The sequence below is a fragment of the Mycobacterium sp. RTGN4 genome (genome assembly GCF_033804635.1).
GTDB lineage: Bacteria > Actinomycetota > Actinomycetes > Mycobacteriales > Mycobacteriaceae > Mycobacterium.
In genome coordinates, this window is the sequence record NZ_JAPZLB010000003.1 from 434540 (window position 1) to 446690 (window position 12151).

A 12151-nucleotide genomic window follows, 5' to 3' on the forward strand; every position below is an offset into this window, starting at 1 on the left:
ATGGTGCACATTACTGTCTTGTCCGGACAATTGCCGGATTGACGTGGGGTGCGACGCGGCGCCCGCCGTCGTCGCGAGGTTGACACAGATGTCGCGCCGAGAGAGAAAGTGGAGAACTTCGACAGTGGCCGTCAAGGTTTACGAGCGAATCCTGCAGCTGTTCGAGGCTGAGGGCATCAACACACTGTTCGGCATTCCCGACCCGAACTTCGTCCACATGTTCCACGCCGCCGAGGAACGCGGCTGGACGGTCGTCGCACCGCACCACGAGGAGTCGGCCGGCTTCATGGCCGAAGCCGTGTCGCGCATGACCGGCAAGCCCGGCCTCGCGATCGGCACGCTCGGCCCCGGGCTGGCCAACCTCGCGGGCGCGATCATGTGCGCCAAGGTCGAGAACTCGCCGGTGATCTTCCTCGGTGGTCAGCGCGCACGCATCACCGAGCAGCGCGTGCGACGGGGGCGCATCCAGTTCGTGTCACAGGCACCGCTGCTCGCACCATCGGTGAAGTACTCCGCGAGCATCGAATACGCCGACCAGACCGACGAGATCGTGCGCCACGCACTGCGGGTGGCCCAATCCGGAACTCCCGGCCCGGCCTACATCGAATACCCGTCGCACGTCATCCTCGAAGAACTGGACGTGCCCGAGCCATTGGCACCTGAGGCCTACCGGCTGGTGAATCAGGGCGCGAGCGCCCAGATGATCGAGAAGGCAGTCGAACTCGTTCGCAAGGCCGAACAGCCGATCCTGCTCATCGGCCATGCCGTGCACACCACGCGCGCGGGCGAATCCGTTGAGGCGCTGGCGAAGTTGATGAACTGCCCGGTGATTCAGACCTCTGGCGGCACGTCGTTCATCAAGGGGCTCGAGGACCGCACGTTCCCGTATGGATTCTCGCCGTCCGCCGTCGACGCGGTGGTGAAGTCCGATCTCGTCATCGCGATCGGCACCGAACTCGGTGAACCCGTGCACTACGGCAGGGGTCGGCACTGGCTGGACAACGAGGCCAACCGCAAGTGGATCAGCATCGAACTCGATCCCACCGCCATCGGCGTCAACCGCCGAATCGACGTTCCACTGGTCGGCGACCTGCGCGCGATCGTGCCGCAGCTCGTCGACGCGCTGAAGGGCTCGCCGCGCCAACCCACCGCCGAGTTGGCCGGCTGGATCGCCGACGACGCGGCCAGGATCACCGAACTCGCCGAGAGCGCGCCGGGCGGAACCCCCCTGCACACCGCGCGCTTCGTCGTCGAGGCGACCAAGGCGTTTCCCGAGGACGGCATCATGGTCCGCGACGGCGGAGCCACCGTCATCTTCCAGTGGACCTACTCGCAGGCCAAACCCCACGACGTGGTGTGGAACCAGAACTTCGGCCACATCGGGACCGGCCTGCCTTATGCGGTCGGGGCGTCGGTGGCCGACGGAGGCAAGCGCCCGGTGATGCTGCTCACCAGCGACTCGTCGTTCATGTTCGCGATTGCCGAGTTGGAAACCGCTGCGCGACTGAATCTTCCACTGGTCTGCGTGGTCGGCGTCGACAATCAGTGGGGGCTCGAGGTGGGCGTCTACAAGCGCACGTTCGGTCAGGGCTCGCTGGAGACAGGCGTGCACTGGAGTAAGGACGTGCGGTTCGACAAGGTGGCCGAGGGCTTCGGCTGTCGCGGCGAGTACGTGGACAAGGCGGAGGACCTCGGGCCTGCGATCGAGCGGGGCTACGCGAGTGGCAAGGTCACCGTCATCCACGTCCCGATCGATCCGAAGGTCAACTCGGAGGAGATGCCGAGCTACGACGAGTTCCGTACCTGGTACGCCGAAGGGACGCAATAGATCATGCGCGAATACCTGAAGTTCTACATCGACGGGCAGTGGGTCGATCCCGTCGAGCCGAGAGTTGCCGACATCGAGAACCCCGCCACTGAGCAAGTGGCAGGCCACATCTCGATTGGGTCGGCCGCCGACGTCGACAAGGCGGTGAAGGCCGCCAGGCGGGCCTTCGCTGGTTGGTCGACGACGACGCGGGAGGAACGGCTCGACGTACTGGGCGCGATCCTCTCCGAATACCAGAAGCGCGCAGGCGATCTCGCGGAGGCAGTGACCGAGGAGATGGGCGCACCCGCAGGGCTGGCGTCCGGCCCACAGGTCGGGCTCGGTCTCGGCCACTTGACCACGGCCATCGAATCGCTCAAGAACTTCACCTTCACCGAGGAGCGCGGTGACACGACCATCGTCAAGGAGCCGATCGGCGTGTGCGGGCTCATCACGCCGTGGAACTGGCCGCTGAACCAGATCGCGGTCAAGGTTTTCCCGGCGTTGGCGACGGGCTGCACGTCGGTGCTCAAACCATCTGAGGTGGCTCCGTTCTCGGCCCAGGTATTCGCCGAGATCCTGCACACGGCAGGGGTTCCCGCGGGTGTGTTCAACCTGATTCAGGGTGACGGTCCCGGGGTGGGCGTGGCGCTGGCCAGCCACCCGGACATCGACATGGTGTCGTTCACCGGGTCCACCAGGGCGGGTATCGAGGTGGCACGCAACGCTGCGCCGACCGTCAAGCGGGTGGCCCAGGAACTCGGCGGAAAGAGCCCGAACATCGTGCTCGATGACGCCGTGTTCGCCAACAGCGTCTCGTCCGGCGTCGTCACGATGATGGGCAACTCGGGCCAGACCTGCAGCGCCCCTTCGCGCATGCTCGTGCCCGCCGCCCGGGTGGCCGAGGCGAAGGAGATCGCAGCCGCCGCAGCGGCTTCGGTGAAGGTCGGTGACCCAAACAGCGGCGCCACTGTCGGCCCCGTGGTGTCGGGCACCCAGTACGAGAAGATCCAGGCCCTGATCCAGAAGGGCATCGACGAAGGCGCCACCCTGGTAGCGGGCGGCACCGGCAGGCCCGACGGGCTGGAGACCGGCTACTACGTCAAGCCGACGGTGTTCGCCGACGTCACCAACGATATGACCATCGCTCGCGAGGAGATCTTCGGTCCGGTGCTCGTGGTGATCGGCTACGACGATCTCGACGACGCCGTCGCGATCGCCAATGACACCGAGTACGGACTGGCCGGCTACGTGTCGGGCGAGGACCTCGCTACGGCGCGCGGTGTCGCGAGTCGAATCCGGGCGGGGTGGGTGGCCATCAACAGCGCCTTCGACTTCAACTCGGCATTCGGCGGCTACAAGCGAAGCGGTAACGGGCGCGAGTGGGGCGACATCGGCTTCGGTGAGTACCTGGAGACCAAATCGATTCTGGGGTACGGGGTCCAGTAGATGGGTGACCTGCTCGACCTCAGCGGTCGCGTCGTCGTGGTGTCGGGCGCCGGTGGTGGTGGCATAGGCACGACGGTGACGGCGATGGCCGCACGGGCGGGCGCCACCGTCGTCGCGGTCAGTAGGTCGAAGGACAACCTCGACGAGCACGTCGCTCCGCTTGCCGACCAAGGCCTTTCCGTGATCCCCGTTGCGGCCGATGCGGCCACCGACGACGGCATCGCAACGGTGATGGATCAGGTCCGGGTGACCGAGCGTGCCAGCGGCGCAACGCTGTACGGACTGGTCAACGTGGCCGGCGGCGCGGACCCCGCGACGTGGATGCCGTCCACCAGGGTGAGCCGCGATGACTGGCGCGCACTGTTCACCGCCAATCTCGAGACCGCGTTCTTCACGAGTCAGGCCGTGGCGGCCGAACTCGTCGCCAGGAAATCTCCCGGATCGATCGTGTCCGTTTCGTCGATCAGCGGCATGAACACCGCTCCGTTCCACATCGCCTACGGCACCGCGAAGGCCGCGGTGGTGGCGATGACGCGGACCATGGCCGTCGAGCTCGCCAACTTCGGAGTCCGCATCAACGCCGTGGCGCCCGGTGTCACCGAGACCGCGGCCTCGCGCACCTACACCGATGCCGACCCAGAACGGGATCGGCAGGCGATCGCCATGGGACGCCGCGGCACCCCGCAGGAACAGGCCGGGGCCATCCTGTTCCTGCTCTCGGACCTGTCGAGCTACGTCACCGGTCAGACCCTGCTGGTCGACGGCGGTTTGAACCTCAAGTGGACGCACCTCGGAGCCGACAACACCTCGCTGTTCCTGAAGGACGAATCCTTCCGCGAAGCAATTAGGAGGATGTCGTGACTGACTTGGACAAAGGGGTCAACCGGCCGGACACGGCCGGCGCCGAGGAACTCACCGAGCCGGTGACCATCGGCGTCGAGGCCTACATCTCCGAGGAGTACGCGCGCAACGAGCGAGATCGGTTGTGGCGCAAGGTGTGGCAGCAGGCCGGCCGCGTCGAGGACATCCCCGACGTCGGCAGCTATCTGACCTACGACATCCTCGACGACTCCATCATCGTGGTGCGCACCGGACCGAACGAGTTTGCGGCGCACCACAACGTCTGCATGCACCGTGGACGCAAGCTGGTCGACACGCCTCCAGGCGCGAAGAATGGCGGCGGGAAGGCGCGCAAGTCCTTCGTGTGCGGTTTCCACGGATGGACGTACGGACTCGACGGCGCATGTACGCACATCCGCGAGCAGGACGATTGGAAGGGTGCGCTGACGGCGGACAACACCCACCTGCGTCGCGTTACCGTCGACACCTGGGGCGGCTGGTTGTGGATCAACATGGATCCCGACTGTGAACCGTTGGCGGACTACCTCTTTCCCGCCGCCAAGATCCTCGACCCCTTCGGGCTAGAGAACATGCGCTACAAATGGCGCAAGTGGTTGAACTTCGACTGCAACTGGAAAGTCGCAATGGAGGCGTTCAACGAGACCTACCACGTGTTCACCACGCATCCCGAATTCAACAAGTTCGGCGAATTCAAGGGTTGGGCCAAGGCGCAGGGCAGGCACTCCAACATCGGGTACGACGCGCCGAAGGGCATGGACGAGACCAAGTCGAAAATCCGGCTCGGCACCGGCGACCCCCGCATCTCTACCGCGGAGATGCAGATCTACACGATGGAGGAGACCAACGCGACCACCACGAACACGTTGGTGAACGCGGCCAAGCGGCTGGTCGACGAGCTTCCGGAGGGCACTCCGGCCGACGAGGTGCTTCAACACTGGCTGGCCTCGGCCCGCCGCGAGGACGAGGCCCGTGGCGTGGTCTGGCCGACCATCCCTGCCGACATCCTGGGCCAGAGTGGCACCGCATGGCAGATCTTCCCGAACTTTCAAGTGGGCCAAGGCTTGACGAGCGCACTCTGCTACAGCGCTCGCCCCGATCCGAGCTACAACCCGGACAAGTGCATCTTCGAGGTCGCAGTCTTCGAGCTCTACCCGAAAGATCAAGAGCCGCAGACCGAATGGGTGTACACCCCGGTCGGCGACCCGAATTGGCTGTCCGTGCTACCGCAGGACTTCTCCAACATGGCCGCCGTCCAACAGGGCATGAAGTCGCTCGGATTCCCTGGCACCAAACCCAATCCGTACCGCGAGCGCAGCACGGTCAACCTGCATTACCAACTGTCCAAGTACATGGGTACTGGCGCCCCGAGGGAACTCGCCGAAGGAGATCAATGACCACCGTCGAAAATTCGTGCGGGCCAACGGACACCCCCGACGACGTCGACATCGATGCGCTGCGCGAGAAGTACCGCGTGGAGCGGGAGAAGCGGCTGCGCCCCGAGGGGGCGACGCAGTACCAGGAACTGAAGGGTGAGTTCGCGGAGTTCGCGGAGGTCGACCCGCATACCCCGGTGACACCTCGCGAGCCGATCTCCGAGGACGTCGAGGTGGTGGTGCTCGGTGGTGGTATTGCTGGGCTGCTGGCCGGCTCCTACCTGAAGAAGGCTGGCGTGGACGACGTTCGGATCATCGAGATGGGCGGTGACGTCGGCGGGGTCTGGTACTGGAATCGCTTTCCCGGAATTCAGTGCGACAACGACGCGTACTGCTACGTCCCGCTGCTCGAGGAACTCGACTTCGTGCCGTCCAAGAAGTTCGCCGACGGGGCGGAGATCTACGAACACTGCAGGCGCATCGCCAAGCATTTCGGGCTGTACGACGGGGCGCTCTTCTCGACGCAGGTCCGCACCGTGCGCTGGGACTCCTCGATCGACCGATGGCAGCTGACCACCAACCGCGGTGACGACATCCGCGCGCGCTTCGTCGTGATGGCGCAAGGCTCCTACAACCGCCCGAAGCTGCCCGGCATCCCGGGGATCAAGGACTTCACGGGACATGTGTTCCACTCCGCGCGCTGGGACTACGACTACACCGGAGGCGACGCCAGCGGCGGATTGGACAAGCTGCGCGACAAGCGCGTCGCGCTCGTCGGAACCGGCGCGACCGGCGTTCAGCTGGTACCGCACCTTGGTCGAGATGCCAAGCAGGTCTACGTGTTCCAACGCACGCCCTCATCGGTAGATGAGCGCGACAACACCCCCACCGATCCGGAGTGGGTGAAGTCGCTGCAGCCGGGCTGGCAGGAGGAACGCAAGCGCAACTTCCACAATTGGTCACCGTTCGTGGGCGTGGTGTTCGGGGCGCCAGACCTGGTCTGCGACTTCTGGACGGAACTGGGGCGCAACATGACCGCGCGCATCGCGGCCAGCGAGGACCCCGCATCGCTTGGCATCGAGCAGATCATGGCGATCCGGGAAGAGGAAGACTACAAGATCATGGAGCGGCTGCGGCGCCGGATCGGTGGCGTCGTCGCCGACCCCGATACCGCCGAGGCGCTCAGGCCGTACTACCGGTTCATGTGCAAGCGACCGTGTTCGAGCGAGGAGTACCTGGCGACCTTCAACCGACCCAACGTCACGCTGGTCGATGTCGCGGAGTCCAAGGGTGTGGAGCGGCTGACGGAGCGGGGCATCGTCGCCAACGGCGTTGAGTACGAGGTCGATTGCGTGATCTTCGCAAGCGGTTTCGAGATCTCGACGGAGATCAGTCGGCGTTATGCGATGGATGTCGTCGAAGGTCGCGACGGGCTGTCGCTGTTCGACTACTGGAAGGACAGCTACCAAACGCTTCACGGGATCACCAGTCGCGGCTTCCCCAACCAGTTCTTCACCGGCTTCATCCAGGGCGGTGTGTCGGCCAACACCACGGCGATGTTCGAGCAGCAAGCCAAGCACATCGCCTACATCATCTCCGAAGCCATCAGCCGGGGCGCGACGACCGTTGAACCGAGTCAGGAGGGTCAGGACACCTGGGTCAAGACCGTCCGGGAACTCTCGATCGACAACTCGGCCTTCGAACTCTCCTGCACCCCTGGCTATTACAACAACGAGGGGCGTGGCGGTGGAGAAGCCAACGGCGCGTTCCTCGGCGACTTCTACTCGCCGGGCTTCTACGAGTTCGACGACCTGTTGGCCCAGTGGCGTGCCAAGGGCGAGCTCGAAGGTCTGGAGTTGGGCACGTGACGTATGACCCACTTGCCGGCGAGGAAGCATTCGCTTGAGTCGCAACGAGCTTCGATTCGACAACCGCGTCGCCGTCGTCACCGGCGGAGGCCGCGGGCTGGGTCGCGCCTATGCACTGCTGCTGGCCGAGCGCGGGGCGAAGGTCGTGGTCAACGACGTCGGCGGCAGCCTCACCGGCGACGGCGCTTCCTCGGGCCCCGCGCAGGACGTGGTGCGCGAAATCACCTCCGCCGGAGGCGAGGCCGTCGCCTCGACCGACTCCGTGGCGACGGCCGCCGGCGGAGCGTCGATCGTCGGCACTGCGCTGAACCACTACGGCCGGATCGACGTGTTGGTGCACAACGCAGGCAATGTCCGCCCGGCCGCGCTGCGAGACATCGACTTCGACGACTTCGAAGCCGTCGTCGACGTGCACCTTCGGGGGGCATTTCATGTGGTGCGCCCGGCCTTTCCGGTGATGTGCGATGCCGGCTACGGCCGCATTGTGTTGACCTCGTCGATCGGCGGGCTGTACGGCAATCACGACGTGGTCAACTACGCCGTCGCCAAGGCGGGCGTGATCGGGCTGTCCAACGTCGCAGCCATCGAGGGCGCGGCGCACGGGGTGAAGAGCAACGTCATCGTGCCCGCGGCCGTGACACGGATGGCTGAAGGCATCGACACCTCCGCCTACCCGCCGATGGGTCCCGAACTCGTCGCGCCGGCCGTGGGCTGGCTGGCACACGAATCATGCTCCATCACAGGGGAAATGCTCATCGCCATAGCTGGCCGACTGGCCAGGGCCTTCATCGCGGAAACCCCTGGCGTGTACCAGCCCTCTTGGACCATCGAGGAGGTCGGCGAGCACCTCGACGCCATCCGCGACGACACGGCGGCGCTGGTCTTCCCGCCCGTCCCAGACGGGCACAACGACCACATCCGGTACAGCTTTACGATGGCGGCTCAGGGAGCCGAGCATGAGTGAGGCGAAGGGCCCGCTGCACGGGGTGCGCGTCGTCGACCTGACGGCGATGGTGATGGGCCCCTACTGCACGCAGATCATGGCCGACATGGGCGCCGACGTGATCAAGGTCGAACCACCGGCAGGCGACAACACGCGATACATCTCGGTCGGCCCGGCGCCGGGGATGAGCGGAGTCTTCGTCAACGTCAATCGCGGAAAGCGCAGCGTCGTATTGGATTTGCGCACGGAGGTGGGCAAGGACGCGTTGCGCGCCATGATCGGCGAAGCCGACGTGTTCATCCACTCGATGCGGTCGAAGGCGATCGTCAAGCTCGGCTTCGGGTACGACGACGTCGTTGCCCTGCGCCCTGAGATCGTCTACACCAACTGCTACGGCTACGGCAGGCGCGGACCCGAGGCCGACCAGCCTGCATACGACGACACGATTCAGGCTCAGTGTGGGTTGCCCGCGGTCCAGGAACAGCTCACCGGCGAGGCCAGCTACGTCGGAACGATCATGGCGGACAAGGTCGCTGGGCTGACCGCGCTCTACGCCACCATGATGGCGCTGTTCCACCGCGAGCGCACCGGTGAGGGGCAGGAGGTCGAGGTCAGCATGTTCGAGACGATGGCCTCGTTCATGCTCGTCGAACACGCGAACGGCGCGATGTTCGATCCGCCGCTTGGACCCGCGGTCTACCCGAGGACCGTGGCGCCCAACCGGAGGCCGTATCCGACGAAGGACGGCCACATCGCGGCGCTGATCTACAACGACAAGCATTGGAATGCGTTCATCGACGCCGTCCAACCCGCGTGGAACAGCGAGCTTTACGCGACGTTGGAGCGACGCGCCAAACAGATCGACGTCGTCTACGGCCTCGTCGCGGAGACGCTGCTGGAGCGCACCACCGGCGAATGGCTGGCGTTGTTTCGCGAGCTCGAGATTCCGGCAGCAGCGATCCAGACCCCTGGCGACTTGTTCAACGACCCGCATCTCAACGCCGTTGGGCTGTTCGAGACGATCGACACCCCGCACGGCAAAGTGCGCTTTCCCGGTGTCCCGACGTGGTTTTCGCGCACGCCGGGCAGGGTGGCGGGTTATGCGCCCGAGTTGGGCGAGGATACCGAGGGCGTGCTAGCCGAACTGGACGCCCTGAGCGAGCGGCAGCTCGGACGAGTAGTTGACGGTGTTGGTCGCGCGTCGCATGTAGGCCTTCCAGGAGTCGGACCCTGACTCGCGGCCGCCGCCGGTTTCCTTCTCGCCACCGAACGCCCCGCCGATCTCCGCACCCGACGTGCCGATGTTGACGTTGGCGATTCCGCAGTCCGACCCTGCCATGAAGCGTTCTGCCTCGCGCATGTCGGTCGTGAAGATGGCCGACGAAAGGCCCTGCGGCACCGCATTGTTCAACTCGATGGCCTCATCGAGCTCGTCATAGCTCAGCACGTAGAGGATGGGTGCGAACGTCTCGTTGTGCACCACTGCGGTCTGTGCGGGCATCCGGACCACTGCGGGTCGCACGTAGTACGAGCCTTCGCCGAGGTCGACATGCTCACCGCCGATGACGTCGCCGCCGTCGGCCTTGGCCTGCTCAAGCGCGCCGACCATGTCGCGGTAGGAACGCTCGTGGATCAGCGGCCCGATCAGCGTGCCATCGGCTGCGGGGTCGCCGACGGGCAGGCTGCGGTAGGCCGACACGATGCGCTCGACCAGGGTGTCGGCCACCGAACGGTGCGCGATCACCCGGCGCAGCGACGTGCAGCGCTGACCAGCCGTGCCCGCGGCGGAGAACACGATGCCGCGCACCGCGAGCTCGAGGTCGGCCGCAGGCGTCACGATCGCAGCGTTGTTGCCGCCGAGTTCGAGCAGCGACTTGCCGAACCGCTGGGCCACCCGCGGGCCAACCTCGCGGCCCATGCGTACAGAACCCGTCGCCGACACCAGCGCGACCCGCGGGTCGTCGACCAGCAGTTCGCCGATCTCGCGCGCGCCCTGGACCAACCGGCATACGGAACCCACAACCCCTACATCAATGGCGGCACGTTCGATGAGCGCCTGGCACGCGATGGCGGTCAGCGGGGTGAGTTCGGACGGCTTCCACACCACGGTGTCGCCGCAGACCAGTGCGACGGCGGTGTTCCACGCCCACACCGCGACGGGAAAGTTGAAGGCGGTGATGACGCCGACCACGCCCAGCGGGTGCCAGGTCTCCATCAGCCGGTGGCCCGGCCGCTCGGAGGCGATGGTCTTGCCATACAGCTGTCGGGACAGGCCGACGGCGAACTGGCAGATGTCGATCATCTCCTGCACCTCACCGAGCGCCTCGGAGGTGATCTTGCCGGCCTCGACGGTGACCAGCGTGGCGAGATCCGCCTTGTGCTCGATCAGCAGTTCACCGAGCCTGGCCACCAACGCGCCGCGCACGGGAGCAGGTGTCAGCCGCCACGTCTGGTAAGCCTCTGCCGCGGCGGCGATCGCCTCGTCGGTCTGCGCTGCCGTGGTCTCGGCGACGGTGAACAACACGTCGCCGGTGATCGGGGTGCTCGCAGGCATGCCTGCCGCGCCGGGCTCACCGAGGTCGCTGGGGGCACCGATGGCCTGCAGGGCGGCGCGCACCCGGTCGCGTAGTTCGTCGGCGGTCGGCAGAGCGCTCGTTTGCATGGTGGTCATGATGCCGCTTTCTCGTAGAGGTCGTAAGGGTCGTGGATGTGATGGCCGATGGCGCCGGACATCCAGTCGAGGCTGTAGCCGGACTCGTCGCGGGCATCGACCGTCGGGGCGTCGCCATCGAGGTTGGATCGGAAGATGCCCGCCGCCGAAATAGGTAAGAAGTCTTCGTAGACCACGGGTTTGGCGGGATCGCCGCCGCGGTAGTAGGCCAGGCCGTCGGCCGCAAGCTCGGCGTCGGTGGCGGGGAAGTAGCGTCCCCAGGACGCGGCCAGGTCGGGCTGTGTGATCGCGGCGTCGTAGCGCTCCCGGCCCTTGCGCGTCAGCGCGACGCCGCGCGCCTCGACCTCGCCGAACCGGACCCGGAGACTGCCCTCGGTGACGGTGCCCTCGGCGTCGCGGAAAAGGCGCGGCTCCGACAGCGCCCGAAATGACGTCTGGCGCAATAGCACGTCGGGACCGGCCCAGCGTGGCGGTCCCTGGATGGTGCCGATCATGGTGATGCCCTTGGCGACCATTCGCCGGTACAACTCGTCGATGTCGAGCACCCGCGGTGTCAGGTGGTTGATGTGAGTGGTGCGCACGCCCGCGATGTCCGCGGCGACCGCGGATACCTGCGACAGTTCGGTGTACCACCCAGTGTCGATCGGTTCGCGCGACAGGGCGAACGCCGAGACCGCCCGCGCCACGAAGTCGTCTACCGCGGTGGCAGCGCAGCCGCCGTCGCTCGCAATCACGCGTGCGTGGGCGATCAACTCGGGGTCGAACAGCTGGCGTGCGCCGATGAAGCGTTCGACGCGTGGGCGAAGGTCGCCATCGAAGAACCGGGCGTCGGCCGTCGCCAACACCGAGGTGAACACCCGGAACGGGTTGCGCTCCAACTCGACTGCGTCGATCGGACGGAACGCCGTGGATACCACCGGCACCGCGGACGCGGCCTCGCGCAGGTCGTAGTAGCCCACCGGATACATGCCGAACGCCGAGAAGAGGTCGGCCACGTCGGACAGTTCAGCGACGCTGCCCACCCTGATGGCGCCGTGGCGTTCGGCGGTGACGCGGTCGAGCGAGCCGAGCCGGTCGTCTTGCGCACAATCGCGGTTCACGTCGGTGCTGACGTCGACGAGCGTGGTGTAGGCGGGTACTTCGGCGCCGTACATTCGCGACATCTCGGCCGCGAATTTC

9 protein-coding genes are annotated in these 12151 nt (G+C 66.0%); 7 read left to right on the forward strand and 2 right to left on the reverse strand.

The features are described 5' to 3' along the window. Window positions 1-124 precede the first annotated feature (124 nt). From SLQ30_RS09035 to SLQ30_RS09065, 7 genes are read left to right on the forward strand one after another with little or no spacing between them, the layout of a single operon-like run. Window positions 125-1828: a thiamine pyrophosphate-binding protein gene (locus SLQ30_RS09035; RefSeq protein ID WP_319445914.1), complete on the forward strand. Its 1704-nt coding sequence runs from the start codon at window positions 125-127 to the stop codon at window positions 1826-1828. A 3-nt stretch (window positions 1829-1831) separates the two neighbouring features. Then, window positions 1832-3256: an aldehyde dehydrogenase family protein gene (locus SLQ30_RS09040; RefSeq protein ID WP_319445915.1), complete on the forward strand. Its 1425-nt coding sequence runs from the start codon at window positions 1832-1834 to the stop codon at window positions 3254-3256. Further along, the gene (locus SLQ30_RS09045) at window positions 3257-4117 is read left to right on the forward strand and encodes an SDR family NAD(P)-dependent oxidoreductase (protein ID WP_319445916.1); all 861 of its coding nucleotides are present in this window, start codon (window positions 3257-3259) and stop codon (window positions 4115-4117) included. It begins immediately after the preceding gene. Then, entirely contained in the window at window positions 4114-5511 is a 1398-nt protein-coding gene (locus SLQ30_RS09050) for an aromatic ring-hydroxylating dioxygenase subunit alpha (RefSeq protein ID WP_319445917.1), read from the forward strand. The genes SLQ30_RS09045 and SLQ30_RS09050 overlap by 4 nt, the downstream gene beginning before the upstream one ends. Continuing rightward, the gene (locus tag SLQ30_RS09055) at window positions 5508-7358 is read left to right on the forward strand and encodes an NAD(P)/FAD-dependent oxidoreductase (protein ID WP_319445918.1); all 1851 of its coding nucleotides are present in this window, start codon (window positions 5508-5510) and stop codon (window positions 7356-7358) included. The genes SLQ30_RS09050 and SLQ30_RS09055 overlap by 4 nt, the downstream gene beginning before the upstream one ends. A 34-nt stretch (window positions 7359-7392) precedes the next feature. Further along, window positions 7393-8322, forward strand: a complete 930-nt coding sequence (locus SLQ30_RS09060; RefSeq protein WP_319445919.1) for an SDR family NAD(P)-dependent oxidoreductase — start codon at window positions 7393-7395, stop codon at window positions 8320-8322. Next, window positions 8315-9535, forward strand: coding sequence for a CoA transferase (locus SLQ30_RS09065; protein ID WP_319445920.1), 1221 nt, complete (start codon window positions 8315-8317; stop codon window positions 9533-9535). Before SLQ30_RS09060 ends, SLQ30_RS09065 begins: the two co-directional genes overlap by 8 nt. Here the strand turns inward: SLQ30_RS09065 and SLQ30_RS09070 are convergent. Both SLQ30_RS09070 and SLQ30_RS09075 read right to left on the reverse strand, forming a co-directional pair. Further along, window positions 9437-10972: an aldehyde dehydrogenase family protein gene (locus tag SLQ30_RS09070; protein WP_413467966.1), complete on the reverse strand. Its 1536-nt coding sequence runs from the start codon at window positions 10970-10972 to the stop codon at window positions 9437-9439. The genes SLQ30_RS09065 and SLQ30_RS09070 overlap by 99 nt on opposite strands. Continuing rightward, window positions 10969-12135: a 2-oxoadipate dioxygenase/decarboxylase family protein gene (locus SLQ30_RS09075; RefSeq protein WP_413467978.1), complete on the reverse strand. Its 1167-nt coding sequence runs from the start codon at window positions 12133-12135 to the stop codon at window positions 10969-10971. The genes SLQ30_RS09070 and SLQ30_RS09075 overlap by 4 nt, the downstream gene beginning before the upstream one ends. Window positions 12136-12151: the final 16 nt, after the last annotated feature.

Bases quoted from the DNA above. Each gene is read 5' to 3' on its own strand.
- SLQ30_RS09040 (WP_319445915.1), top strand. From the start codon at position 1,832: ATGCGCGAATACCTGAAGTTCTACATCGACGGGCAGTGGGTCGATCCC.
- SLQ30_RS09045 (WP_319445916.1), top strand. From the start codon at position 3,257: ATGGGTGACCTGCTCGACCTCAGCGGTCGCGTCGTCGTGGTGTCGGGC.
- SLQ30_RS09055 (WP_319445918.1), top strand. From the start codon at position 5,508: ATGACCACCGTCGAAAATTCGTGCGGGCCAACGGACACCCCCGACGAC.
- SLQ30_RS09065 (WP_319445920.1), top strand. From the start codon at position 8,315: ATGAGTGAGGCGAAGGGCCCGCTGCACGGGGTGCGCGTCGTCGACCTG.
- SLQ30_RS09070 (WP_413467966.1), bottom strand. From the start codon at position 10,972: ATGACCACCATGCAAACGAGCGCTCTGCCGACCGCCGACGAACTACGC.
- SLQ30_RS09075 (WP_413467978.1), bottom strand. From the start codon at position 12,135: ATGTCGCGAATGTACGGCGCCGAAGTACCCGCCTACACCACGCTCGTC.